The sequence below is a fragment of the Owenweeksia hongkongensis DSM 17368 genome, assembly GCF_000236705.1.
Taxonomy (GTDB): domain Bacteria; phylum Bacteroidota; class Bacteroidia; order Flavobacteriales; family Schleiferiaceae; genus Owenweeksia; species Owenweeksia hongkongensis.
Map to the genome: position 1 here is coordinate 2852474 of NC_016599.1, position 25981 is coordinate 2878454.

A 25981-nucleotide genomic window follows, 5' to 3' on the forward strand; every position below is an offset into this window, starting at 1 on the left:
AGGGACGGGAATATCAGAAAATTTGATGAAAACTGGCGGCTCTCCTTTGAACGGATTAATCAAACGTGAGCTGCCAATAACCAACATCTACCCATTTTTCAAACTTAAAACCGACTTCTTTAAAGTGAGCCACTTTTTTAAAGCCAAACTTTTCATGGAGCTTTATGCTAGGTTCATTGGGTAAGCCCAAAACGCCCATAACCGCGTGAATACCTTGCGCTTTCAGCTTTTGAAGTAGCTCTGCATAGAGCAGTGAGCCAATTCCTTTTGGTGGTAAATCATGTTTAAGGTAAACAGCACTTTCGGCAACAAAGCGGTAAGCTGACCGAGTGCGCCACTCACCGGCATAGGCGTAGCCGAGGATTTCGCCATCTTCCTCAAAAACTATCCAGGGGTATTTTGCGGTAATGATCTCAATTCGCTTCTCAATTTCAGCGGCATCAATTTCAATTTCCTCAAACGTAATAATGGTTTCGCGTACGTAGTGGTTATAAATTTCAGCTATAGCTGGGGCGTCATTTAGGTTTACGGGGCGAAGCATAAGGATTTATAAAGTGTAACCCAAAAGTAAACTTCTTGAGGCTTACTCAATCAACTCCTCAATTTGATGCGGATAGGTTCTTAAACTTACAATCTTACCTTTTGGATCAATAAGTATGTAGCGTGGATATTCATCTGCCAAAAAGGTTTTCATAAACTCTTTTGTAGTTAAAGCTTGTGTCCAGTCATGACCATATTTAGTAGTGTAATTAGCCACAGCATCATTTAGATTATGAGGACTTACGCCAAGCATCTTGACTTTGTCCCGATGTTTTTCGGCAAACTCTTTAAGTTTGGGAGCCGAAGCGTGGCATGGTTTACACCAATCAGCCCACATATCAATCACCAAATAATGTTTGCCATCAATCATACTTTTTAGCGAAAGCGAATCACCCTGCGGAGTGGGAAGCATCAAGTTGGGCATTGGGTCGCCTGGTCCAAGTGACTTTTCGTAAGCTAAGTTGGAAGGCTCAATTGTGATAAACTTTCCAAAAGGATCCACTTCAATAACCTTATATACTTGGTTGTGGAAAGAGAAAAGCGTGGCGGATGTATCAAGCGTTAATGCCCCAGAGATTAGATCCGCATCAAAAGGGAAGTTGGGCTCACCAAAGAAGATCATGTCTTTGCCAGCATCATCAAATCGTCCATTTATATTATAATCATGGAGGGCAACTTTTACACTATCCCCGTTTAAAGTGGTTTTGGTAATTCGGCTTTCATAGCGTTTGGTTTTAAACCAATATAGGGACGACATCATGTCTATTCCCTTTTCTCTCATGCCCTCAACATTAAACATTTTGTCGTGAAAGCTGGTGCTGGCAGTATCTAATTTGTCAATCCAATACTTCATGCCAAATTGTTCCTTAGGGTCAGATTTTCCTGTGAGAACGAAGAAAGTAGAAGAGTCTCTAAAACTGATCGGAGAATTGTAATCATCTCCAAAGTCAAGGTTATTATTTCTGTCAATGTATAAGGTTGGGTTCCCGCTCTTGTAGTTGGCCACGAGCATGCTTATACCTCGGGGACGTTTGCCGGGAAAACCCACAAAGTATTCTGAGCAATAAGCCGTATCATTAGCTTGGAAGTTCTTTGGATACTTAAAGTGAAATACTCCAAATCTGGTGGAAACAGAATCTGCATTTACATCAAAAAGAAATGTAAAACCGTGGCTTTCGTTTTCTTGTGGAAATAGGCTATCCGAAAATTGAATTGTGGTCAGTTGGGATTTTCCGGTAAGGCAGAAAGCGAAGATTGCAAGTAGTAAAAAGTTGTTATTCATCGGAGGGGTTAAATCTCACCGAAAAGGTAATTACTTTTTAGAAATTTTCTTTTCTCGAAGCCTTTGAATCACATATAGGGGGAGAATCAAGAGGATTGAAATTGTTCCGAGTAAAAATATATTGGGATGCACAGCTACACCTAGCATTTTAAGAGCTCGAGTGAGCACGAAAACAAATACTAGCACAGTGGCAATTTTGCGAAAGTCAATAGATTTTGGCTTTTGAAAAAGTGTAAGAAATATTACTGCAACCAATAAAATGACACCAGTAATCAGAGTTGCATTGCCGTAGGGATAATGCAAGATTTTAAGCGCAAAGCCGATGATAAGTATGGACAGGGATAGGATGGTGAAACTGCGCATACTGATCGATTTTCACCGGAGGCACTTACTTTTTAAAAATATGCTTCTGAAAAAGAAGTAGCAGACCCACGCCTACAGAAATTGCAGTGTCAGCAATATTGAAGATAGGGCGGAAGAAAACGAAATAATCACCTCCCCAAAAAGGAATCCAGTCTGGAAGGTAGCCTCTGAATAAGGGGAAGTAAAGCATGTCTACCACACGGCCATGAAACCAGCCAGCATAACCGCCTTCAGCTGGCATAAAGGTGGCGAGCTGTCCGTAGCTTTCATTAAAAAAGACTCCGTAAAATACGGAGTCAATAATATTGCCAATAGCCCCGGCTAGTACCAGAGATACAGCCGTGATGGCCACGGGCTTGGCATTTTCTTTTATCATACCGCGCAGCCAGTAAAAAATTCCACCCACCACTACGATGCGGAAAAGGGTTAAAATTAGTTTGCCATAATCGCCACCAAGCTCCATCCCAAAAGCCATCCCGGGATTTTCGGTAAAGTGAATGATAAACCAATCGGTAATTTTATACTCCTGACCGAGGAACATGTTGGTCTTGATCCAAATTTTAGAAATCTGATCGACCAACAGAACCAGGGAAACAATAAGCGCGGCTCTTTTCAAATCGTGTTATTGACGGTTTTTAGCCTCAATGCTAAGTGTAGCATGCGGTACCAAAGTAAGGCGCTCTTTGCTGATCAACTTACCTGTTACGCGGCAAATTCCGTAGGTTTTGTTTTCTATACGAACCAAAGCATTTTTTAGGTCGCGGATAAACTTTTCCTGACGTGAAGCTAACTGGCTGTTTGCTTCTTTGCTCATGGTATCACTTCCTTCTTCAAAAGCTTTGAAGGTAGGCGAAGTGTCATCTGTACCGTTGCTCTTGTCGTTGGCAAAAGTTTCCTTCAACAGTCTAAGGTCTTCTTCGGCTTGTTCTTTTTTCTCCATGATGAGTTTCTTAAACTCAGCAAGCTCTGCATCAGAGTATCTTACTTTATCAAGGTTTTCTGTGTTGTCTGTCATCGTTTACAAGTTTTATAGGGGTAGTATTTTGTTAGCTGTAATTTTTCAAAGTCGGCCAAACCTAATAAAAAAAATCACAGACTTTTTACTTTTTACGCAAGTAGCTCATTACTTCGACATTGCGTTATCAACCATACCCTTTCAAATTGTTATTAAACCTTCTCGAGGTGTATTTTAGTATTTATTTCATCAAAACTTACTTCTAGTCCTTCAGTCAGATTATCAGTCATTTCCAAAGTTTCAGTCAGTGTTTCGGTGGTTATATAGCCTTTGTTTTCGCTAATGGCGGTTTCCAGTCCATCGGCTTTTTGTACCCTAAGTGCAATTCTGTCCGTTACTTCCAGTCCGCTATCTTTTCTCAAGTTTTGAATGCGGTTTACCAATTCACGGGCTATACCTTCATTTTTCAACTCTTCGCTCAGCGTAATATCAAGCGCCACAGTAATACCGTTTTCGGTCATTACCAACCACCCTGGAATATCTTCTGTAGAAACTTCTACATCTTCCATCAATAGTTCCACTTCCTGCCCTTCTAAAGTAAGGTGATAATGGCCTTGTTCTTCAAGCTTGGCAATATCGTTTTGCTCAAACTTACCAACAGCCCCGGCAATTTGCTTCATCAGCTTACCATATTTTGGGCCAAGCTTCTTAAAGTCGGGTTTTACCTTCTTCACCAAAACGCCAGAAACGTCTTTTAGTATATCCAGTTCCTTCACATTTACTTCAGAAAGGACAAGGTCCTGAATGCTTTCAATAAGTTCAACGGTTTCTGGTTTTAGCGCGGGCACCATCATTTTTTGTAGTGGCTGGCGCACTTTTATGCTTTCGCGCTTACGCAATGAAAATACCATGGAGCTCAATTGCTGGGCCATTTTCATTCTGTCGTTCAGGCGCTCATCAATCAACTCTGCTCTAGCCTCGCCCAGGTAAGTCAGATGTACCGACTTTTCTTTGCTGCCTTCCGGCAAATGGCTACTTAGGTTTTGATACAACCAATCAGCAAAAAACGGAGCAATAGGACTCATCAATTGACTTACTGTAAACAAGCACTCATAAAGCGTTTCATAAGCCATTTGCTTATCGGTGCTCATTTCACCTTTCCAAAAACGTCTGCGGCAAAGGCGAACGTACCAGTTGCTCAGTTCTTCATCTACAAACTGCTGCATAGCTCGGCCAGCACGGGTTGGCTCATATTCATTAAAGCTATTTTTCACAGTTTGTTTAAGAACCTGCAAACGTGAAAGTACCCAGCGGTCAATCTCAGGGCGGTCGGCCACATTGGTCTGTTGGTCTGCATTCCATTCAAACCCGTCAATATTTGCGTAAAGCGCGAAGAAAGAGTAGGTGTTGTAAAGAGTGCCAAAGAATTTACGCTGCACTTCGCCAATTCCTTCAAGGTCAAATTTCAAATTATCCCAAGGTTGTGCATTGGTAATCATGTACCAGCGAACAGGGTCAGCACCATACTTTAAAATAGTCTCAAATGGGTCAGCAGCGTTGCCCAATCTCTTGGACATTTTCTGGCCATTTTTGTCAAGCACCAATCCGTTTGACACGACATTTTTGTAGGCCACAGAATCGAAAACCAGACCAGCAATGGTGTGCAAAGTGTAAAACCATCCACGCGTTTGGTCTACCCCTTCAGCAATAAAATCTGCAGGGTACTGAGTTTCAAATTTGTCTTTATTTTCAAAAGGATAATGAAGCTGAGCATAGGGCATAGCACCGCTATCAAACCATACATCAATCAGGTCGGACTCTCTGTGCATCGGTTGCCCTTTCGGGGAAAGCAAAACTACTTTGTCCACCACATTTCTGTGAAGATCTACGGTGTCGTAATTGGCTTCGTCCATGTTGCCCGGCTCAAAGCTTTCAAAAGGATGTGAATCCATCAATCCAGCTTTTATGGCTTCATCGCAGGCCGCTTTAAGCTCTTCTACACTACCAAATATTTTGCGCTCGGTACCATCTTCCGTGCTCCATATCGGCAAAGGAATACCCCAGTAGCGCGAGCGGCTTAGATTCCAGTCATTGGCATTTTCGAGCCAGTTTCCAAAACGTCCTTCACCAGTGCTTTTAGGTTTCCAGTTAATTTCTTTATTCAAACCTACCAAACGCTCCTTGTGCTGGGTCACATTTATAAACCAGCTATCCAAAGGATAATAAAGAATAGGCTTGTCCGTACGCCAGCAATGTGGGTAGCTGTGCACGTATTTCTCAACTTTAAAGGCTTTGTTTTCTTCCTTCAGTTTGATGGCAATTTCTACATCTACTGATTTCTCAGGAGCTTCACCATCGGCATAATATTCATTCTTCACATAGCGGCCGCCATACTCGCCCATGTGCTTGGTGAATTTTCCTTGCAGGTCAACCAAAGGCACTGGGTTTTCATTATCATCAAGCACCAACATTGGAGGCACTGGAGGTGTAGCTTCTTTGGCTACCTTGGCATCATCAGCACCAAAAGTAGGAGCCGTATGAACGATACCTGTACCATCTTCGGTGGTTACAAAGTCTCCGCTAATTACGCGGAAAGCATTTTCGGCATTCTCGTAAGGTAGAGCATAAGGCAAAAGCTGCTCATAGCGCAATTCCAAAAGGTCAGCGCCTACACCTTCCCAAACTATAGTCCATGGAATATTTTTACCCTTGCCATCATAGTCGGCAAGTGGTTGGTCTTTTTGCTCAGCTTTGAAGTATTTACCGACAAGGTTTTTAGCTAACACAACCTTTTGAGCTTTGTGGGTGTACATGTTAAAAGTTTCCACCATCACATACTCAATCTTCTTTCCTACGGTAAGCGCAGTGTTTGAAGGAAGTGTCCATGGAGTAGTCGTCCACGCTAAGAAGTAAACTTTATCATCGGCCTTTACGGCATCACCAAAAGTATTGCTGTAAGCTTCATTTTTTATCGCAGGAAACTGCGCGATAATGGTGGTGTCGGTAACATCACGGTAAGATCCGGGCATGTTTACCTCGTGCGAGCTAAGTCCTGTTCCCGCTTTTGGCGAATAAGGCTGAATGGTGTAGCCTTTGTACATCAGCTCTTTGTCCCAAATTTGCTTTAGCAGCCACCATACCGTTTCCATATATTTGGACTTGTAGGTAATGTAGGGATCATCCATATCTACCCAATAGCCCATCTTTTCGGTAAGGTCATTCCACACATCAGTATAGCGCATCACGGCTTTTTTACAAGCTTCGTTGTAGGCTTCCACAGAAATGGTTTTGCCAATGTCTTCTTTGGTAATACCCAATTCCTTTTCTACACCAAGCTCTACAGGCAGTCCGTGTGTATCCCAGCCAGCTTTGCGCTTTACCTGGTAACCTTCCAAAGTTTTGAAACGGCAAAAAATATCCTTGATAGAACGCGCCATTACGTGGTGAATTCCGGGCAAACCATTAGCCGAGGGAGGTCCTTCATAAAAGGTGAAAGACGGCTTTCCTTCACGGGAAGAAATGCTTTCCTCAAAAATGTTATTGTCTTGCCAATATTTTAGTATTTCCTGGCTTATGCCGGAAAGGTTCAAATGCTTGTATTCTGGATATTTGCGCGCCATTTACGTGCTGATTTTTTTAGGAGGTGCGAAGGTAAGAATTTAAGGGGTTTTAAACCGTATGAACCTACGGTGGAAAAGATGACGTGAAGGTTTTAAAGTTTGGATATTTTGTAGTGAGAAATAAATTATGATGATTAGTTTTAGCCTAAATTGAATAGTATGCGCAAAATTTCTCTGTACATAGCCGCGTCTTTAGATGGCTATATTGCTAAATCAGATGGTGATATAAAATGGTTGGTTGATTTTCCAAACCCTGAAAAGGATGATTTTGGTTATAATCATTTTATAAAAGAAGTAGAAACCACTTTAATGGGTGGAGTAACCTTCCGGCAAATTGCGGACTTTGAGGAATGGCCTTATCCTGATAAAGAGAATTTCGTGTTTACACGGCAAAGAGGTGAGGAAAGTGCCTTGGTTACTTTTATAACCAGCGATGTAGTGGATTTTGTAAAAGAGCTTAGAAAGAAAAAAGGTGGTCTCATCTGGTTAATTGGCGGGGGGAGTATCAACACTATTTTTATGCAAAATGACTTAGTTGACGAAATCATTCTTACCGTAGTTCCCATTGTTCTTGGAGATGGAATTCCTTTGTTTGCAAAAGGGGATTTAAATAAAACAATGAAGCTGCAAAAAACCGAAGCTTTTTCAAACGGGATGGTTCAACTCACATATTCTAAACAATAAAATTTGTATGCCTAAATTTTTATCCACGTTGTTTCTATTCCTCTTTTCGGGAATTTTGCTTTTAGCCCAGGACACTACTCTTGTGATTGGGGTGAGGGAAGCTCCTCCCTTTGTTCTTAATGAGGCAAATGGGGTAAATGGTTTAAGTGTGGATTTTTGGCACTTGGTAGAAGATGAGGCTGGAGTAGATTTTGTTTTCAAAAACTATGATAACCTACCTGATTTGCTAGCTGCTGTAAAGTCTGGTGAAGTGGATATGTCAATCAACCCGATAACGGTGACAGATGAAAGGATGCATGATTTGTATTTTTCGCAGCCATTTTTCATCTCAGGCACGGTGGTAGCTCGCAAATCTGAAAGTACCTGGTGGTCGGTTTTAAAGAATATTTTTAGTTGGCAATTTTTCTCTGCCGTAGCGGTATTACTGTTTGTTATCTTTCTTTTTGGCTTGGCTATCTGGTTTTTCGAAAGAAGGAAAAACCCGGAGCAATTTGGTAAAGGCGTTAAGGGTATTGGCGATGGTTTTTGGTGGAGTGCTGTAACAATGACGACTGTAGGTTATGGAGATAAATCCCCGGTTTCGCGTGGAGGTCGTGTAGTAGGGTTTATTTGGATGTTTGCCGCCATAATCATGATTTCGAGCTTAACGGCAGGGATTGCAAGTGCCCTTACTGTGCAGTCATTAGGCACTATAATTAATAGCGTAGAAGATTTGCGGAAGTTCAATGTGGCCTCAATTGACGGTAGTAGTAGTTCGGCACACCTGAAAAAATTTGGTGTAGAAACAGTGGATTATAAAAGTGTGAAAGACGCTTTGCTTGCTGTAGATAATGATGAGATTGATATGGTGGTGTATGATCGCCCTATTTTGAAACATTATATAAACGAGCTAAACCTTGAGGATATAAAAATTGCTAAGAAAAACCTTCGAACAGACTATTATAGTTTTTCGTTTAAGAGGGGAAGTGAACTTAGAGATTTTCTTGATCCCTATGTGGTGCAGGTGCTCAATTCGGATGAGTGGGGCTATAAGTTGAAACTGCACATGGGTGATGATTAGTTATAAATTAAAAGTAACACTTAAATACAAGACCATGAAAAAGAGCTTTTTACTATTTGGCGGCCTCATTATGCTGGCGGCTTGTGGACAACAACCTACAGAAGAAAAGAAAGACCCTGCGGTGCAGGAACCAGCCATAGAAGAGCGAGGCGCTAAAGAACCTTCGCTTTCTCTAGTTTGGGAAACGGATACAAGCCTTACTACCAATGAATCTGTGCTTTCACATGAAGGTGTTTTGTACGTGAGTAACATCGCAGGAAAACCTACTGATAAGGATGGTGTAGGATTTATTTCTAAAGTGGATATGGATGGACAGGTAACAGACCTGAAATGGGCTAAAGGCTTGGATGCACCAAAGGGGATGGGTGTGCTAAATGACAAGTTGTACGTTACTAATATTACCGAGTTAGTAGAAATCAATTTGGCGGATGGTAAAATTACAAAGCGTTATCCAGTGTCTGGTTCAGAGTTTTTGAACGATATAGCCATCTTGGATAACAAAGTTTACTTTTCGGATATGAATACTGGAAAGCTACATGTTTTAGAAAATGGGCAAGTGACAACTCTAGCTGAAAATCGTGAAGCCCTGAATGGACTAGCTGTTTCTGAAGGTAAGTTGTACGGCCTTGATGCCAAGGGATTGCATCAATTTTCGCTTGACGGGAAAGAGCATGTAACCATAAACGATGAGGTAACTGGTGGGGATGGACTTATAGTGATTGATGAAAACACCTTTGTGGCCAGCCGATGGAAAGGTGAAATTTGGATGATTAAAGAGGGTCTTGCAACCAAAATGTTGGATTCAAAGGATCAGGATGTTCAAACTGCAGATATCGCTTATATACCTGAGGAAAAGTTGGTTTTGGTACCAAGGTTTTTTTCCAATAAGGTGAGCGCCTACAGACTGGATTATTAGAAGCTAAAAAGCCGCGATATACATTTATCGCGGCTTTCTTTTACTCCCTAATTATCAATTACTTCTTCACCAATCTCTTTTGGTAAAGCGCTTTCCCTGAAGAGGAAATCTGCAAAAAGTAAATTCCCTTTGGAAAATCACTCATCTTAAGCTCAATTTTGTGATGGCCAGGATTCAGAGTGTATTCATTGTTAGAAATTACTTTTCCTTCAACTGATAAAAGTTGTAGCTCTACAGCTTTGCTTTCATTCACACTCAAGCCTACGTTCACTATATCCCACACGGGGTTCGGATAAGCGCCTACAAAGAGAACTTCATTAGCAGTTTTTACTTCATCCATTCCTACTGAATACGCCAATGGTTTTTGCGGTGCAGCTGGAAAATTTCCAATTTTGGCTGGAGCCGGAGCTAGTGCCTCTCTTAAAAAACCTTCTTCATTGTATGAAAATAATCCTTTTGCAAACTGCTCAGTACTGCTAATGGTTTGGGTTTCACCATAAAAATAATCAGCCTGAACTTTGAGTGGAGTTAGGTCCAAAATAAAGTATCCGTGCTGAGATAAATCAACATACCGAAGATGACTATTCTCTGCGCTCAAAGCTGCTTGTTCAGCAAATACATCGGCCATAGTGCTGCTTCCCTCATCCATATTTGGTGATGCCAAACTTGGCGTGCAAAGCTCCACACCAAAGGTTCCTGTTCCGGTATTTGGAGCATAGGTACCTTGTCCAAAAGGTTCCTCTGCCAAATCAAAGGCCCAAGAGCGATGCGTATCACCAGTAAGGATTACTATATTCTTGGTATTGAGCCCTAGAAATTTGTTTTGAATTTTTTCACGCTCATAAGGGTAGCCTACCCAGGAGTCTAGTTTGAAAGCTTCATTAAGCTGAGAAAACATCACCTGATTTCCAATTACTTGCCATTGTGCAGTAGAGTTTTCCATTTCGCCAAACAACCAGTCGCTTTGGGTTTTACCCAAAATGGTACGTGTAGTATCATTTACCAATGGATCACCAGCAGAGTGTACTTGCAGAGATCTTTCTTCTAAACGGGTATCTACCATGTACAAGTCCATCAAGTTTCCAAAGTTGAATTCGCGATAAATTCGCACTCCTGAAGTTTCATTTTTCTGCTCACGGATGGGCATCCATTCCAAATAAGCCGTTACTGCATTAAACTTGCGCGTTTCATAATCACCGTCTTCTGCAGGATCGTGGTTGTAAAGCTTGGATACACCATTGGTACTGGCATCATTTACTATTTCGTGATCATCCCACACTACAATAAAAGGGTGCTGCTGATGCGCTGCTCTTAAACTTGGATCAAGTTTATAATAGGCATGGCGAATGCGATAGTCATCCATGCTGTTCAATTCATGATCGGGTTTATGGGTGCGTCCTACGGCACTGGTCCAGCCATAGTCATAGGTTGCATATTCATAAATATAATCACCTAAGTGGATAATGGCGTCCAAGTCATTTCGTTCAGCAAGGCGTTGGTAAGCATTAAAATATCCCATTTGGTAGTTTGAGCATGAACCTACCGCCAATCTCAAGTGATTGGTATTGGTAGGCAGAGTGCGTGTACGGCCAATAAGGCTATTTGCGCCAAGCGCCTGAAAGTAGTAGAAGTAGGTGATGCCGGGCTCCAATAAATCTACATCTACTTTTACAGTGTAATCTTTGGTATAGTCAGTAGTGGTTTCACCAGAATTTACAATGTTGGTAAAAGCGGTGTCGGTGGCGATATACCACTTTACAGGAATGATTGTATCCTTGGTTGGTGTTACGCGGGTCCAAATAATTACTTTATCCTGAAGAGGATCTCCACTGGCCACCCCGTGATAAAAGGGCGCCAATGAAGGATCAAAATAGCTGGAATCAATACCTCCGCTATGTGCAAAGGTATTTTGTGCTTGTGCCGCCAGACCTATTACCAGAAGGGTACACAGTATGATTGCTTTAATTAGGTTATCCATTACTTCACAATTTTTTGGATGATTACACCTTCCTCATTTTGCACACGAACGATGTAAGTTCCTTTTGCAAGCTGGCTTAGGTTCATTTTAGTAGAAAACCCAGATGCTGCAGTTGATGAAAGCATTTTTCCGCTAAGGCTAAGAATTTCCACTTTTATAAGGCGAGAAGGTGATTCAATATTCAAATCATTGCTAAATGGGTTTGGATAAACCGCGATAGCCTGCGCATCGTTTTCGCTTAAACTAATACTGCTATAGCTGCTGCTAATTACCATTAATCTGTAGCCTCCTTCAAATGGTGCATTATAACCTGAAAACTGTGAGCCCAATCCTGTGATAGAAAAAGGAACACTTGGTGCAGCTTTTCCGGCTACGTCAGTTTTACTACTTACGTAGATGCTTACTGTATCATTAGTAGCGGTAAGCGCAGTTACGGCCATATCAGTAGGGAAATTACTGATGGCAGGATAAAGAGTGATGTTTTCTAAAGTCACTAAATCAGATTCTGTAGATTCGCCTAAAGTGCTTGTAGTTGATGGTGTATTTAAGGTTTCTCCAGTGCTTAGTACCTCAATTGAATCAATAGCTTCTAATCGTGTAAGACCTCTAAACTGTGAGAGCTGCCCCCAAATTTTCAACTTATCACCTTCAGTAGCGGTGTAGTTCACAGTTCCGCTTTGAGCGTAAATGTTAAGTCCTTCATTTTGATCTAAAATGTACAAATCGAGACCGCCAGAGTTTGAGTAATTTACTCCGTGAACTATTCCTTCTACTACATAGCGACCGTTAATGCTATCTGCTACACCTTGTGTGTTTGAGCTTTTAAGGCTAGAAACAGGAACTGTAGGAAAATCATAATTATTGATTATGATGGTGTCGTATTTAATACTTCCTTCGGTGGCGTTTCCAAAGTTTCGTAGTCCAAGTACAAAGTATTCCTGGCCTTCAAATGGCTCTTCACGATTTAGAGAAAAGCTGAAATAATGAAGGGTATCTCCCGGTTGGTAAATTGTATTGGAGCTGGCATAGCTATAGTCTACATTTAAAGTTGCTGTACCGGCATCTGCTACAAAAACTTCTACCTGGCTGCTAAAGCTGCTTTCATTTACAAGCTCAATCGGCACGTTAACAATACCGTCAATTTCAGTAATTTCTTGCTTTTCATGCATGAAAGAAATAGCAGTGGCGGCAAAGTTTTGTAAAGCTGTAACCTGAACGCTGTCAATAGCCAATCCGTCATCATAGCTATCAGAGTTATAGTCTGTCCAGCGCAGCCACATAGTGTCTCCGGGGGCAACTTGCAGATTTACCAATACAAACTGAACGCGAGTTTGATTGATGGTGTCATTTCCATTAAGTGGGGTGTTTAAAACACCGTTTGTAATAGGGGAGTAAAAACTTAGAGCCGTAGCTTTGGTAAAGTTTTGACCATCAATTCCTGAAGCATTTACCGCATAGTCAAAATGTAAAGTATCTGGACCAGTAGCTCTTGCACTTCCCGGGCGACCTTGTCTCCATTGCTCACCTACATATTTTACCTCTATGGTGGTAATGGTGTCGGTGGTAGTATTTATCCAGGCAGATCCGTATCTAAGAGTGGAGTTGGACCCACTACCTACAGAACCCAAAGCACGTTCAGTGCTTAAGCTATCTCCGTAACTATAGATGTTTCCTCCAGCAAATTCACCGTAGGAAATTTTATAGGTGTTATCAGAATTACTTCCAAACTCGTTGGCAAACCAACCTTGAGGAAGACTAGCAAAATCATAAGCCCCAGGATTGTAATCTAAAGCTAAAGAGTCAAAAGTTTCAATGTAGGTATGGTTAAGCTGAGAAATGTTTCTGTAAAGAGAAGGCGTGCTTGGGTTTGGATTCATCGATGAGGTAGTATCATAGAAGGTCACTAGCAAACTATCAATAGCCAGTCCGTCATCATAACTGCTTGAATTAAAGTCTCTCCATCTTATCCAAACGGTGTCGTTTGGTCCTACTTTCAAATCTTCCACTGTAAAGTGAATTTTGCTTTGATTGGAAGCAAGATTACCATCAAGTGGTGTGTTTAGTGTTCCATTGTTAATGGGTGAGCTAAAACTCAAATTGCTCAGTTCATGAAAGCTCGTAGCCTGTATATTTGATGCATTTACAGCGTATCCAAAATGAAGGGTATCAGGACCTGTTGCTCTGCTGGTACCTGGTCTGCCTTGTCTCCATTGCTCTCCAGTATATTTCACTTCCATGCTTCTTATCGAATCTCCGGTATTGTTTACCCAAGCAGCCCCATAGTGGAGGTGGGGAACAGACCCAGAACCGATCGATCCTAAAGCGCGATCGGAAGTGGCGCTGTCGCCAAAGCTGTATAGCTCACCGCCACCAAACTCACCATAGCTTATGCGGTAGGTTGTATTGGCATTACTGCCCACCTCATTGGCGTACCATCCAGCTGGTAATGTGCTAAAGTCTTCAAAGCCGGGTGAATAAAGATTTCCTAATGAGTTAAAATCCTCATAATGCGGCTGACCTGATTGGCTAATAAATAGATAAGCTGCTTTTGGTAAAGCGATTTGTGGAATAAATGTAACGGTAAGGCTATCCACCGCGAGACCGTCATCATAGCTACTTGAGTTAAAATCTCTCCAACGGATATATATTGTATCGTTTGGAGCAATTTGTAGTCCTTTGATGGTGTCTTCTTTCCAGGTGCGGTTAGAAGCTAAATTACCATCTAGAGGTGTGTTTAGTGTTCCGTTATTTTCTGCTGAAGCAAAATGCAGATTAGAATAAGCTATAAAACTAGCGTCATCAATACCTGTTGGATTTACAGCATACTCAAAGTGAATGGTATCCGGGCCGGTGGTGCGCACAGAACCTTGTCGTCCCTGTCTCCATTGCTCCCCCATATAGGCAATAGTGATGGCCGAAATAGTATCTGTTGTCTGGTTTACAAATCGAGTTCCAAAAAGTACTTTGGTGTTAGATCCGCTACCAATACTTCCCAAAGCGCGTTCGGTACTATTGGTATCACCAAAACTGTAGAGGTCTCCGCCTGCAAGCTCCCCATAAGCTGCGCGGTATTCCTGGTTTGCACTGCTACCAAATTCAGCAGCTAACCACTCCACAGGAAGGGTGCCGTATGAATTAGTTAAAGTGGTGTCAGATAAGCTATTAAAATCTTGATAATAGCTCATGTTTGTTGGTGTGATGGCGATTTGAGCATTTAGTGAGCCCACTACGCCAAAACCAAATAATGAGAATAGAAATTTCTTCATGATGTGTGAATCTTGAAATGATGTTTTGATGGGTGCAAAAGAATGTTGCATAAATCAAAAGGTGCTCAGATTCAGGTTATGAGAAATTTAAGTCCTAAAAATTCGAGTGTATTTAAAAAGAGGCTGTTATTCAGTTGGTTAATTCTTGTAGGATTATGCTTTCGCAGAAAGTAAGAGTCTCAAATGTTACTTGATTGTGTTTTAAAAGGAGAGACGCTTAATCTACAGTTAATGTTCTTGTTCAGAAATGGATGCTGAAAGCACTAAATTTTGTGCTTAGCTATTATAAAGCCATTGCACCCATCTTAGGAAAACAATATTTGATACGGTATATCCGAATTCATTTTTATGTACTACGGAGGTGCTGGTTAAATTGCTCAGGGCTCTTTCGATGCTGCTTGCTGCCCCAAGTTGATATTTTACCAAAAACTTAAAAGAGTGAGGTTGCTCTACCACTTCTTCGGCAGCTATGGCGCGGATGAGGTTCCATTGCAAATCTGTGAATCGGTGACGAAAAGCGTAAAGTACCTTTTGCTGGGATTCCATCACAAGATTTGCTGCCGTGGAGAATGAGCATTTAGCTCTTTCCATTTGCTGAATGATATCTAGTATAAAGGCAGTGTTTCCTCTTGTGAATTCGATAAGTTCTGAAAGTTCATCTTCATCCGCCAATGGAGTTGTAACCTGTTTTGGAAGCAAGGATTTTAACTTCATTCCTTCTACTCCATAGGCTTGGTTGAATAACCTTGATGTAAAAAGAATTTGACTATTTCTTGATAAAAAGAAGTGTTTAAAAAGTTTTGAAAGGTCTTCTTTCCCTTCATATTGATCCACATCTTCCAGTATGAAAATGAAATCTTGAGAGACTTGTTGAAGAGCAACTAATAAGTTTTCAGTCCATTGCTTGAATGCTTTTTCATCCACTGTTTCGGGAACGGGGTTGTCATCAAAAAATGCACGAAGTTGAAACTCAACATTGGTATGAATGCGTGTTGTGCTTTTTACGGCAAGTTGCAGCTTTGATAAAAACTGATGCAGCGAACTATAAGCGCGAATGCTCAGATAAAAACAAACTCTCCTTCCACGAAGTTTCTCCATTAATTCATGACAAAGGAATGTTTTTCCGGTGCCTGATGGTCCATGAAAGAAGAGACTCTTGCGAGCCATTACTTCATCATATAAAATTGTAATTTCTTCAGCACGATTGATTAATGTCATTCCAGTTAGTTGTTTACTAGTGCAATATATCAAATTCGCGGAATGCGTAACGCCCTCTCTCTTACTTTTAAAATTGTTTTTGTAAGAGGTTTCGTGCAACGAATGGTAGGTTTGCAAGTCAATACTTTGTAAGATAGTATTAATAAAGGGTTGTAATGCCTTTGCCTTAATCGATAGCTCCATGAAAACTCAAACTACTCAAATGTTGAAAGCAGTACTTCTCATAGTATTAATCTCCTGTGTCAAAGTGCATGCTCAAAGCCCATACGTGCTGGATAAATCTTTTACCATCTCTAATAGTGGTTCAAATATTTTTGACATGGTGGAGGATGAACAAGGAAATATGTATGTAACCGGGAATAGCAGAACCACCGGAATGTTTCAATCCACACCTCCAACTAAAGTGTCTGCAGGCAAAGCCTATGTTCTTAAAATAGATAGTATGGGAGATATTGCTTGGGTAAAATACTTGGGAGGCAATGGATATTGCTTAGGAAAAAGTGTTGCTTTGGCTCCTGATGGAAATCTCGTGATTGGGGGATATTTGGATTCAGGGATAACAAGTACGAACATCAATGGACTGCAAAATTATACAAATGGAGGTCAGAATGATAACTTCATAATGAAGCTGGATACTTCGGGAAGTTTAATTTGGTTCAAAGTATTTCTTGGTTCGGGTACGGTATATAATGAATCTTCATTTGGTGAATTGGCGGTAGGTGGAAATGGAGATATATATGCAACTGGATCTTTTCAAGGAGCGGTTGATTTTGACCCGGGAGCAGGAACATCTTTTGGATTTTCAATAGGTAGTTTCCATTCTGACATTTTCCTATTGAAGCTAAACTCGCAAGGTGAATTTAGATGGGCAAAGAGTATGGGGGCAGGTAATAGGGACTATGGAATGGCCTTGTCTCTTGATGCCTCTGAGAATATAATCATTGGGGGCTCATTTTCGGACACAGTAGATTTTGATCCGGGTACGCCAATAGGAATTATTGGTTCAACTCCATTGCAGCTTGTACTTGGTACAATACCAATGGAAGACTGCTACATAGCAAAGTACGACTCCTCTGGCTCTTTTGGGTGGGTAAAGAGTTTTGGTGGTCGTAATGCAGATCGCCTCAAGAGTCTTCAGCTTGATAGTATGGATAATATATATACGGCTGGGTGGTTTACTGATACTATGGATTTGGATCCAGGTTTAGGCAATTATCAATTAATTCCAAAAGGCTTATATGGTTCAGATGGATTTGTACAGAAACTTGACGCAAATGGCAATTTGATATGGGGGAAGGGTTTTGGGGCGCCTGTAGTAAATGATCAGGTGGTATCAATAGCTGTGGGTAAACATGGACATGTGTTGGTAACTGGAGTTTTTGATGATTCTATTGAGTTTAATCCAGGTTCAGGAGTATATTACCCTGGTGACACAAGTAAACCTTTTAGCATATCCGGCTTGATAGAGTTTGATGGCAATGGACAATTTATTTGGGCTCAGCCTTTACAAAGCAATTACGTTTATGGGGCCGGAGTTGGTTATAGGCATAGTGGTAAACCTTTCATATTTGGCAGATTCAAAGGTGATTTGGACATTGACCCCACTATGAAAGGTGAGCATATACTAAACACCCCTTTTCAGACTAACACCTTTTTCTATCAGTTAGATAGATGCGGTGGGACACTTGATACCATTACTGATACGGTATGTGGCTATACAATATTTCAAGACAGTGCTCTGGGAAAATCGGGACTGTATACTTTTCCTTCACTATCCAAAGCAGGATGTGATAGCATCATTGTTTTGGATTTGACAATAGATTCATTAAATGATGGCGTACGCTTTCTAGACTCCACAACTTTTGAAGCTGCGGAACCAGCAGCTTCTTATGCATGGTATAATTGCACGAAAGGTACTTTTGTACCCAATGAAACGACTCGTTATTTTTCACCCACTGATAATCAGTTGTACGCAGTATTGGTTTATAGAGATGCATGTTCAGAGCTTTCGGATTGTATTTCCCTTACCCACATTTCAACCCCCGAGTTAGATATTCGAGAATTCCAAATCTATCCTAACCCGGTGAATAATGAACTTGTAATTAAGTCAGTTGATTTTGCGAGCAAAAATGTGCAGGTAAAGCTATACAGCTTGAACGGGGCATTGATTAAGGATTTTGGAAATATGAATTTTTCAGATGAGCGCCAAAAACTGGACTTTAGGTTAGTTGCAAAAGGTATCTATATGTTAAAACTACAGGATGGGAATAGGCCTGAATACTTCAAGGTGATAAAGAAATAAGCTAAACCGTTGCCACACATTTTAACTCAATTGCGATAGGGGTAGGCAATGCATTAATGGCAATTGTGGTTCTGCAGGGTTTTGGGTCGATATTCTTAAAATACTCCGCATAAACCCTGTTGAAAGTTTGAAAGTCACGTTTCATATCCACCAAAAAAACCTGAATATCTACCAACTTATCCCAGCTGCTTCCGTTTTCTTCAAGTATAGCTTTTACATTGGCAAATACTGAGTGTACCTGAGCTTCAAAGTCAAAGCTTTTAAAGTTTCCATTGTGATCTAATTCTAATCCAGGTACGCCAGAATCATTGGCATCACTACCAGCTATGCGCGGTCCTACTCCGCTTAGAAAAAGGATGTCGCCAACTTTGCGTGCTAGTGGATATAAACCTACGGGCTTTGGTGCTTTGCTCATGATGTAATTGAAATTTTGCCAAAAGTAAGAGGCTCGTTTTATTTGAAGCAGAAATGCTACTCGTTTTTAATCATTTTCTCCGTAAGAAGTTCTTCATCATTCGCATAAACGCGCAAAACATACTGGCCTATTCTTAATGGAGAGAGGTTAAATATTATCTCGTTTAACCCCGCAGTACCGTTCTGATCAATGATTTTGGCTACCATACTTCCTTGCATATCATATATGTAAGCAGAAACACGCTGGTCGCTCGGAAGGTTAAATTGAGCGACTACACTTCCTGAAAAGGGGTTTGGATAAATACCATTAGCATTACCCGACTGGATTTTGGGAACGATATATGTCCCTTCAGAAGAGCACCCTCTAGCGTCAGTCACTTGGTAGTAGATCGTATCGCCATCACAAAGGCTGTCGATATAGTTGGCAGAAGTTGTAGCACTATTAAAGTTGAAGGTATACGGAGCAACACCACCAGAGGCTTTAAGGTTTAATGTGCCTGAGCAAAAAACTGGATCACCACTTATTTCTGGAGCAGAAATAACCTTAGCCGAATCAGGGCTGTTTAGTCTATTGATCCATGTGCCACTACCTGTATTTGCCAAACCATAAAATCCAGCTACCCACACCTCGCCTGGGTTATTGTGTCTTTTTTGTATTCCAAAGTAATCTCCCCAACGCTCGTAACTATCACTATGCTTATCTACATAATTACCACCTTCTTTTAATCTTACCAAAGTGGAGTGTGTACTATCATTTGCAAAGTAAACTGCTCCTACACCGGGGAAATCAGTAGGTGAGGCAAAATCAAAACCAATAATAGATTCTACATCACAATCCTCGTTTCCGGCAAAGGCGATATTGGGATAACCAAAATCTAATACGGGATCCGCTATGATAGTTCCTGAAATTTTCTGCTGAGGAGTTGCGGGGTTCGTTATCATTCCATGATAAATGGAAGAAAAACCTGTGGCGGGATTTATACTGTTTGAAACAAATTGAATCCAGTCTCCGTTGGTGATTGCTCCTAATACCCGGCCATCATTGGTTTGAAGTCCTTTGGTTGGATCATTGAGATCGGTGTCTTGTTGTCGACCATTAGGAGGAACGCCATAATTTGGGGTGGTCTTTCCCATTTCTACAGTAAGCTGGGTAGTAGGGTCATCTAAAGTACCGTCAATGTACATTACAAAAATGGTGTCATTGGTCACGTCAAAGTTTCGGTTTGAAAGAAAGTATTGCCGATCTCCATCTTGATTAATATTCTGAACGGGATGAATATTTCGGGTAAATTTATTATTGAACTGAACCTGGCTATAAAGCTTATTGGGAAGAATAGAGTCATTGTTGTAACCTGCGCTTTTGTCTAGTTGCCAGATGACAGAACCATCAAATCCTACTTGCCATGTCACATTAGGTACAATTAAGTTTCCGGTAATAAAAAGTTCATTTTCCGTCAGGCTTATGGCGGGAAAGTCTGTCCAACGATTGTTATTTAATGGATTTCCAGGAAGCTCATACACATACCATGGATCAATTGGATTGTTGCTACTAGAAAATGCAACAACAATACGGCTAGAGGAAGGCTCACTGTCCTTTAAGAATACAAGGATGAATCGATCGGCTTTTTCATCATAAACCATTTTTGGATCAAAGTATCTACCGGTAATATTGCCTTGTGCAATTTGGTTGAGAGACAGTAAGTTGAAAGGTTTGAATAAAGTAGAATCGGCTTCTATGTCATAAGCCCAAACGGTGCTGTTTATTGCTGCAACTAGCTTTCCATTGTTGGAAATAGCCATTGTGTTGTCATTTGGTATCCCCCCGGAATATTCACGCTCAGGACCTATGGGAGGTTGAAAAGTTATATTATATCCAGGCCCAATCTGGGGCTGGGGAGCAGTAGATTGAGTTTTTTTATTGTTGGCCGGAGCCTGCTTTCTGGGAAACATTTCACGGCTCTTTATTTTTTGACGCATCAAAAAGGAGCGGTAGCTATCCCCGTCAGGAGAAGGGGCTTCTATATTTTTTAATTGGGCATTAAAGTCAGGTTTAGCTTCTTTGGGAACAAATGTGTGACTTTTCGTTATGGTATAGCTCTTTCTGGAATTTGGGGTTTGACCCAAAAGGTTAAGTGCCAAACAGAAAAATAGAAACGAGGATAGTATTCTCAACATAGGGAGTAAAATAAAGGACAATGTGCTAAAATAAGATAAAGCAACGAAAGGTGAAGGTATGCCGCGTTGATATTAGGAAATGAAGGAGTTTACTTCTTAACTACTGAATACCATTCCATTCATTGTAAAATTGATAAAGAAAAGATTCCATAAACTCATGCCGATGCTCCGCCATCTTTCTTCCCGTTTTTGTGTTCATTTTGTCTTTTAGCAAAAGGAGCTTTTCATAAAAGTGATTGATGGTAGGAGCGGTGCTAGCCTTGTATTCTTCCTTACTCATCTTTAGGTCTGGTTTTATTTCTGGATTGTAAATTTCGCGACCTTTATGCCCTCCATAATTAAAAGTTCGCGCAATACCGATGGCACCCATAGCATCCAGCCTATCTGCATCCTGAACTATATCTAACTCTGGGGAGTGGAAGGTTTGCTCTTCATTCCCACCTTTATAGGATATATGTTTAATAATATTTATAACATGCTCGGTAGTTTCCTGATCTAGCGCAAGCGAACTGAGAAAATCCCGCGCTTTGGCAGGGCCTATTTCTTCATTTCCATTATGAAACTTAGAATCAGCAATATCGTGCAGCAAAGCACCAAGTTCAACAACTAGGAGGTTTGCATTTTCTTCTGCTTGAGAAATGGTGCAGGCGGTTTTCCACACCCGTTCTATGTGAAACCAGTCATGACCACCCTCTGCATCTTTAAGTTCTTGTTTTACAAAGTTTACCGTTTTGCTGATGTACTTTTTCATAGTAAACAAAGGAAGTGATTAGAAACAAAAAAGCAGCGACCAATGGCCGCTGCTTTTTCTATAAGATAAATAGTTGCTTTTAGTCCTTCAAGCTAATTTTAACCATTACGTCTTCTTTCTGCTTTTTGTAAGCTTCAAAAATAAACTCGGTTTCAGATATTTTCAAAATTTTAGAAGGCTGAAACTGGTATAGACGAACGCCTTTGGCATCACGCATATCTAGTATTGTTTCTTTTTGCATCTCACCATTAGAATCGTCCACTAGATAGGCGGTAAGGTTTCCATCGCGTCCGTCCGAGTAAGTGTCCGGAGCTTCGTCAAATGGGAGATCCATGTTTTTTTCATTATCAATGAATAGCAGATAGTGATAGCCTGCATCATAGTGGTGGCGGAACGACATTGATCCCAGTCCAGCTCTACCTACCTGACTTTTCGGTAATTTAGTCATCCATGCAAGGTTTCCTGTTGGGTCTATTTTGCTTACAAGCATATCATTATAATGATATGTGTAATATGTAGATGATCCTCCACGACTGTTGGTGGTTGTGTGTTGAACTACATAGTTTTGTTCGCCTATCATTACTATACTACCATCTTCCATAAACTGTAGCTTGCGCAATTTCAGTTTATAAAACTCTGACTCCCCCTTATCTTCTTTCTTAGTGTTCTTTTTACGGGTGCGCTTGCTTTCATACTGGTTCAGTACTTCCAGTGGAATGGCATGTGTTTGCTGATCGTAAGTGGTGCCATCTTTTTTGAGTTTTGCGTAAAAAATCCCTTCCGCATCGCCACGAGAATCGGTATTATTATAAAAACCAGCTATCACCATTTTGTCATCACTGGTTTCATATAACCATACGCTGCTAATGAATTTATCGTCTAAGCTTGGGGTACTTTGTTCAAGACGTTTACCAGCTGTAGTTCTCTTTAGCATTTCTATATGATAGTTGGGCTCATCTTTGCTACCTTTCTTGGTGGTTCGGGTACTGTTGTCATCAAATACGGTAGACATAATATATGCATTGGCATCATTGTCAATCGCATAGTCTATTATATTCATTTTCTTCTCGGTGTAAGGCATACGCTGTACTTCACCCCAAATTTCCTTAAGGTCAGTGTCAAACACATGAAGCCCTATTTTGTCAAAGCTCTTAGAGTCATTTTTTACAGTAGGTACCATGCGGTATTGCACCAAGAGTTTGGACTTATCGGCAGATTGATAAAAATCAAATTTATCCGTTACTCCAAAAGACATTACACTAAACATGCCTCCAGCAAGATGCTGAGTACCCATTGAGGCTCCTGCAATTTTTCCGCGTGTGGTGACAAGTAATTTTTCACTTCCGTTATACTTCCCCGCCTCAAAATCTACAGCTCTGCAAAATAGCTGTTCGCTTTTGCGGCCTTTGTCATAAATAGAATAGAATACGTAGTATTCATCACCAATCTTTTTAATGGTTTCCAGTGAATAGGATTTAGGCATCTCTAGCTCTATTCGGTTGGTCTCCTTCATTGTCTTCACATCAAACCTTTGAATGATAGCGGTCTTCTTATCTATTTTTATAGAAAAGACTTGATCATCTAGTTGGAAGTAACTTTTAGATTGAGCATCTACTACTTTGTAGGGTTCACTTATTTCAAAATCAATCTTCTTTGGCTCATGGTATTGGCCAAAGCTTAATGATGAGCATAGCAGAGCTAAGCCCATAAAAAGGCTAGTTTTAGTCATAATGTATTTAAGATATTAGAATTATTAAGAGGTATGCGTTACTAAAAAATTGTTCGGGTGCCAATATAGAAAGAAAAACAAAATGCCCTTAAGGGTGTGTTATACACCTATAATATTTTCATTTGTAAAAAAAATCTTCAACTTGGAACAACCTTCTATTTACCCTTTTGGGATAAGAATTGACGAACCAGTGACCATGATTACGGATGTGCTGGTAGCTATAGTATGCATCATTGCCGCGCTAAAACTCCGAAAGTATTCGGATGGCAGTGGAACTCACAAAATCATCATATCTTATTTTGCCATGATGGGCGTGGCTACTTTTATTGGAGGAGTATTTGGCCATGGTTTTCTTTATGCTTTGGGCTTTTACTGGAAACTTCCTGGTTGGCTATTGAGCATGTTGGCGGTAAACTTTTTGGAGCGGGTGATGATTCGTTACTCTAAGCCTATTTTGAGTACCAAAGGGCATAAATTTTTCTCTTGGTTCAATATTGTGGAGCTTCTCACATTTATGGCTTTGGCGTTTGCCACGCTTAACTTTTTATATGTAGAAATTCATTCCACTTATGGCTTTTTAGTGGTAGTGTTTGGTTTTTGTGTTTTCAATTATAGAAGGCGCAATCGCACCAAAGCTGTAAAGCTGATGATGATAGCCGTAGCTATGATTTTTATCTGCTCAGTAATTTTTGTTGCAGAATTGAGCATCAGCAAATGGTTTAACCATGCGGATCTTGCTCATATCTTTATGGCCATAGGAGCAATTTTCTTCTACTACGCTTCCAAAGAAATGATGCTTGAAACCCAAAATGGCAAAGACTTAAAGGAAGCGGAGGGTAAAGACAGCTTGAGAGAAAAACGCTTCTCGCATGTTTAAGTCCTGAACTTTCTTAATGCGCCTCTGCGATATAGGCTAGCTTCATTCCTTTTTCAAATTGAGGTAAATCACGGCTTACCACCATTGGATCTTCCTCTTTGCGTAAAATAAATAATGGAATTATACTTCCGCGGTTGGCTTTTAGAATGGAGTCATATTCCTCGCGATCTTGGCAGCTATCTACGGCCATATCTTTGTGTTGACGTATGGCTTGCGCTAAATTTAGGTAGTCCACGTCCGCGCCAAAAAGTACGTTTCGCGGAAGGTCAATATCTTTGAGCTCCAGCTCTTTTTTACTGCAAAGGCGGTACACATTTTCTTCACCAAATTCTTCAGCAAAATACTTGTTGGCTAGGTTGTTTACCTCGCTGCTACTGGTAAGAGCCATAAGTCGCCCAATATTTGTGAGATCTAAATCCTCAAAAACATTGTCTCCCAAAATGTTGCCTTCATATACATCAAAACCCATGCGCTGTGCTTCTCGGATATTAGCTTGAGAAGTATCGGCTAAAGTAACCTGAACATCATATTGCTTTAAAAAATTGGCTAAAAAGCGTGAGTTTTCATTAGCTCCAGCTAAAAGGAAGCCCTTAGGTTCTGCACGTTGCACTTTCAGCAATTTGGCCAAAGGCTTAGCTGTTCCTCCTTGCAATACTACAGTTCCCACAATTACTAAAAAGGTAAGCGGGAGGATAAGTTCTGCTTGCTCGGCATCAATCGGAGCATCTGTGGTGTTGCTCAGCTGAAGTGCAAATAGAGAAGCTACGGCTGCAGCTACAATTCCTTTTGGACCTACCCAGGCCATAAAGATTATTTCACGCCAGTTGAACTTGCTACCCAAAGTACTTAGCCAAACTATAAGTGGGCGGATAATCAACACAACTACGCCAAATAGAAGAACAGCATCCCAGCCAAGTTTTTCAAGCTGTACCATGTCAATTCTGCTGGAAAGCAGGATAAACAAGACGGAGATTAGAATAATACTGATATCCTCTTTAAAGGAGAGTATTTTCTTAAATTCCTCAATCTTTATGTTGGCAACTACAATTCCCATAAAGGTGGCCGCCATAAGGCCTGCTTCATGAGAAATCATTTCTGAAAAGCTAAATGCAAAGATTACTAGACCCAGGGCGACCACATTTCTAAGGTAGCCAGGGATTCTATTCTTAAGTAAAATCCAACGCATGAACAGTGCGGCAAGACCACCAACGAATACTCCAGAGGCTATGGTGATAAAAAAGGTTTTTAGAACCTCTATAGTGTCTGCGTTTTCAAAATGACCGATTTGAATAAACTCATATACCAATACGGCAATTAGTGCTCCGATAGGATCGATTACAATTCCCTCCCATTTTAGCACATTGTTTATCCGTTCATTAGGTCGTGTGTTCCGCAGTATAGGAATTACCACAGTAGGACCAGAAACAATGATAAGAGCTCCAAATAGGAAAGCCAGACGATAATTTAGCCCAAGCAAATAATGAGCAGCAAGGCCACCCAGACCAAGCGTAATGATGGGGCCAAAAATCAGGAGATTTCGCACAACTCCGGCCTGGTGCCGAATATCTTTGAGCTTGAGTGTAAGTCCCCCTTCAAAAAGAATGATCCCAACCGAAATAGAAACAAAAGCAAAGAGTAAGTCGCCAGAAAAAATCTGGTCACCATCAAGCAACTTATCCCCGTAAGGAGTGAAAAAAGTAGATAAAGGACCGAGCGCAAGGCCAATCATTATAAGAGGTATGATAGCCGGAACTTTGATTTTCCATGCTAACCACTGCGCCAATACACTGAGTATTAAAATACTCGCTAGTTCTATCATTCCTTCCATAGGTCCTTATGCTCTTTGGGCTA

General features: G+C 40.8%; 19 protein-coding genes. 5 read left to right on the forward strand and 14 right to left on the reverse strand.

What is annotated here, in order from left to right:
* Positions 1-55: 55 nt before the first annotated feature.
* The 6 genes from OWEHO_RS12665 to ileS all read right to left on the reverse strand — a co-directional run bounded on the left by OWEHO_RS12665 (position 56) and on the right by ileS (position 6760).
* A complete protein-coding gene (locus tag OWEHO_RS12665) occupies positions 56-541 on the reverse strand; it encodes a GNAT family N-acetyltransferase (protein WP_014202881.1) in 486 nt (161 codons plus the stop codon).
* Positions 542-583: 42 nt separating this feature from the next.
* The gene (locus tag OWEHO_RS12670; RefSeq protein WP_014202882.1) at positions 584-1822 is read right to left on the reverse strand and encodes a TlpA family protein disulfide reductase; all 1239 of its coding nucleotides are present in this window, start codon (positions 1820-1822) and stop codon (positions 584-586) included.
* Between the two features lie 30 nt (positions 1823-1852).
* A complete protein-coding gene (locus OWEHO_RS12675; protein ID WP_014202883.1) occupies positions 1853-2185 on the reverse strand; it encodes a hypothetical protein in 333 nt (110 codons plus the stop codon).
* Positions 2186-2210: 25 nt separating this feature from the next.
* Positions 2211-2801, reverse strand: a complete 591-nt coding sequence (locus OWEHO_RS12680) for a lipoprotein signal peptidase (RefSeq protein ID WP_014202884.1) — start codon at positions 2799-2801, stop codon at positions 2211-2213.
* A 6-nt stretch (positions 2802-2807) separates the two neighbouring features.
* Positions 2808-3200 carry a TraR/DksA family transcriptional regulator gene (locus OWEHO_RS12685; protein WP_014202885.1) on the reverse strand — a complete coding sequence of 131 codons (393 nt, stop codon included), beginning with the start codon at positions 3198-3200 and terminating at the stop codon, positions 2808-2810.
* A gap of 152 nt (positions 3201-3352) precedes the next feature.
* Positions 3353-6760: an isoleucine--tRNA ligase gene (gene ileS, locus OWEHO_RS12690; protein WP_014202886.1), complete on the reverse strand. Its 3408-nt coding sequence runs from the start codon at positions 6758-6760 to the stop codon at positions 3353-3355.
* 159 nt (positions 6761-6919) lie between these two features.
* On the opposite strand from ileS, the gene OWEHO_RS12695 reads away from it, so the two are divergent.
* The 3 genes from OWEHO_RS12695 to OWEHO_RS12705 are packed head-to-tail and all read left to right on the forward strand — an operon-like array spanning position 6920 to position 9420.
* Complete coding sequence (locus OWEHO_RS12695; RefSeq protein WP_014202887.1) at positions 6920-7444, forward strand: dihydrofolate reductase family protein; 525 nt, start codon at positions 6920-6922, stop codon at positions 7442-7444.
* A 7-nt stretch (positions 7445-7451) separates the two neighbouring features.
* The gene (locus OWEHO_RS12700) at positions 7452-8504 is read left to right on the forward strand and encodes a transporter substrate-binding domain-containing protein (RefSeq protein ID WP_014202888.1); all 1053 of its coding nucleotides are present in this window, start codon (positions 7452-7454) and stop codon (positions 8502-8504) included.
* A gap of 34 nt (positions 8505-8538) precedes the next feature.
* A complete protein-coding gene (locus OWEHO_RS12705) occupies positions 8539-9420 on the forward strand; it encodes an SMP-30/gluconolactonase/LRE family protein (protein WP_041628252.1) in 882 nt (293 codons plus the stop codon).
* 58 nt (positions 9421-9478) lie between these two features.
* Here the strand turns inward: OWEHO_RS12705 and OWEHO_RS12710 are convergent, their stop codons facing one another.
* From OWEHO_RS12710 to OWEHO_RS12720, 3 genes are all read right to left on the reverse strand, one after another.
* Positions 9479-11398, reverse strand: a complete 1920-nt coding sequence (locus tag OWEHO_RS12710; protein ID WP_014202890.1) for an alkaline phosphatase D family protein — start codon at positions 11396-11398, stop codon at positions 9479-9481.
* Complete coding sequence (locus OWEHO_RS12715) at positions 11398-14664, reverse strand: T9SS type A sorting domain-containing protein (RefSeq protein ID WP_041627602.1); 3267 nt, start codon at positions 14662-14664, stop codon at positions 11398-11400. Before OWEHO_RS12715 ends, OWEHO_RS12710 begins: the two co-directional genes overlap by 1 nt.
* Positions 14665-14940: 276 nt before the next feature.
* Positions 14941-15882 carry an ATP-binding protein gene (locus OWEHO_RS12720; RefSeq protein ID WP_169312791.1) on the reverse strand — a complete coding sequence of 314 codons (942 nt, stop codon included), beginning with the start codon at positions 15880-15882 and terminating at the stop codon, positions 14941-14943.
* A gap of 181 nt (positions 15883-16063) precedes the next feature.
* Here OWEHO_RS12720 and OWEHO_RS12725 point away from each other — a divergent pair, with 181 nt between their 5' ends.
* Positions 16064-18184 (forward strand): T9SS type A sorting domain-containing protein, encoded by a 2121-nt coding sequence (locus OWEHO_RS12725; protein WP_041627603.1) that lies wholly within the window; start codon positions 16064-16066, stop codon positions 18182-18184.
* A 1-nt stretch (position 18185) separates the two neighbouring features.
* Here OWEHO_RS12725 and OWEHO_RS12730 read toward each other — a convergent pair whose 3' ends face one another.
* From OWEHO_RS12730 to OWEHO_RS12745, 4 genes are all read right to left on the reverse strand, one after another.
* Complete coding sequence (locus OWEHO_RS12730) at positions 18186-18599, reverse strand: RidA family protein (protein WP_014202894.1); 414 nt, start codon at positions 18597-18599, stop codon at positions 18186-18188.
* Positions 18600-18655: 56 nt separating this feature from the next.
* Positions 18656-20773 (reverse strand): T9SS type A sorting domain-containing protein, encoded by a 2118-nt coding sequence (locus tag OWEHO_RS12735; RefSeq protein WP_014202895.1) that lies wholly within the window; start codon positions 20771-20773, stop codon positions 18656-18658.
* 100 nt (positions 20774-20873) lie between these two features.
* Positions 20874-21524: an HD domain-containing protein gene (locus OWEHO_RS12740; protein ID WP_014202896.1), complete on the reverse strand. Its 651-nt coding sequence runs from the start codon at positions 21522-21524 to the stop codon at positions 20874-20876.
* A 79-nt stretch (positions 21525-21603) separates the two neighbouring features.
* On the reverse strand, positions 21604-23253 hold the full coding sequence (locus OWEHO_RS12745; RefSeq protein ID WP_041627605.1) for a hypothetical protein: 1650 nt from the start codon (positions 23251-23253) through the stop codon (positions 21604-21606).
* A 142-nt stretch (positions 23254-23395) separates the two neighbouring features.
* On the opposite strand from OWEHO_RS12745, the gene OWEHO_RS12750 reads away from it, so the two are divergent.
* The gene (locus OWEHO_RS12750) at positions 23396-24130 is read left to right on the forward strand and encodes a DUF6962 family protein (protein ID WP_014202898.1); all 735 of its coding nucleotides are present in this window, start codon (positions 23396-23398) and stop codon (positions 24128-24130) included.
* Positions 24131-24143: 13 nt separating this feature from the next.
* On the opposite strand, the gene OWEHO_RS12755 is transcribed toward OWEHO_RS12750, so the two are convergent.
* On the reverse strand, positions 24144-25958 hold the full coding sequence (locus OWEHO_RS12755; RefSeq protein ID WP_014202899.1) for a cation:proton antiporter: 1815 nt from the start codon (positions 25956-25958) through the stop codon (positions 24144-24146).
* Positions 25959-25981: the final 23 nt, after the last annotated feature.

Bases quoted from the DNA above. Each gene is read 5' to 3' on its own strand.
- OWEHO_RS12665 (WP_014202881.1), bottom strand. From the start codon at position 541: ATGCTTCGCCCCGTAAACCTAAATGACGCCCCAGCTATAGCTGAAATT.
- OWEHO_RS12670 (WP_014202882.1), bottom strand. From the start codon at position 1,822: ATGAATAACAACTTTTTACTACTTGCAATCTTCGCTTTCTGCCTTACC.
- OWEHO_RS12675 (WP_014202883.1), bottom strand. From the start codon at position 2,185: ATGCGCAGTTTCACCATCCTATCCCTGTCCATACTTATCATCGGCTTT.
- OWEHO_RS12685 (WP_014202885.1), bottom strand. From the start codon at position 3,200: ATGACAGACAACACAGAAAACCTTGATAAAGTAAGATACTCTGATGCA.
- ileS (WP_014202886.1), bottom strand. From the start codon at position 6,760: ATGGCGCGCAAATATCCAGAATACAAGCATTTGAACCTTTCCGGCATA.
- OWEHO_RS12695 (WP_014202887.1), top strand. From the start codon at position 6,920: ATGCGCAAAATTTCTCTGTACATAGCCGCGTCTTTAGATGGCTATATT.
- OWEHO_RS12700 (WP_014202888.1), top strand. From the start codon at position 7,452: ATGCCTAAATTTTTATCCACGTTGTTTCTATTCCTCTTTTCGGGAATT.
- OWEHO_RS12705 (WP_041628252.1), top strand. From the start codon at position 8,539: ATGAAAAAGAGCTTTTTACTATTTGGCGGCCTCATTATGCTGGCGGCT.
- OWEHO_RS12710 (WP_014202890.1), bottom strand. From the start codon at position 11,398: ATGGATAACCTAATTAAAGCAATCATACTGTGTACCCTTCTGGTAATA.
- OWEHO_RS12715 (WP_041627602.1), bottom strand. From the start codon at position 14,664: ATGAAGAAATTTCTATTCTCATTATTTGGTTTTGGCGTAGTGGGCTCA.
- OWEHO_RS12720 (WP_169312791.1), bottom strand. From the start codon at position 15,882: ATGACATTAATCAATCGTGCTGAAGAAATTACAATTTTATATGATGAA.
- OWEHO_RS12725 (WP_041627603.1), top strand. From the start codon at position 16,064: ATGAAAACTCAAACTACTCAAATGTTGAAAGCAGTACTTCTCATAGTA.
- OWEHO_RS12730 (WP_014202894.1), bottom strand. From the start codon at position 18,599: ATGAGCAAAGCACCAAAGCCCGTAGGTTTATATCCACTAGCACGCAAA.
- OWEHO_RS12735 (WP_014202895.1), bottom strand. From the start codon at position 20,773: ATGTTGAGAATACTATCCTCGTTTCTATTTTTCTGTTTGGCACTTAAC.
- OWEHO_RS12740 (WP_014202896.1), bottom strand. From the start codon at position 21,524: ATGAAAAAGTACATCAGCAAAACGGTAAACTTTGTAAAACAAGAACTT.
- OWEHO_RS12745 (WP_041627605.1), bottom strand. From the start codon at position 23,253: ATGACTAAAACTAGCCTTTTTATGGGCTTAGCTCTGCTATGCTCATCA.
- OWEHO_RS12755 (WP_014202899.1), bottom strand. From the start codon at position 25,958: ATGGAAGGAATGATAGAACTAGCGAGTATTTTAATACTCAGTGTATTG.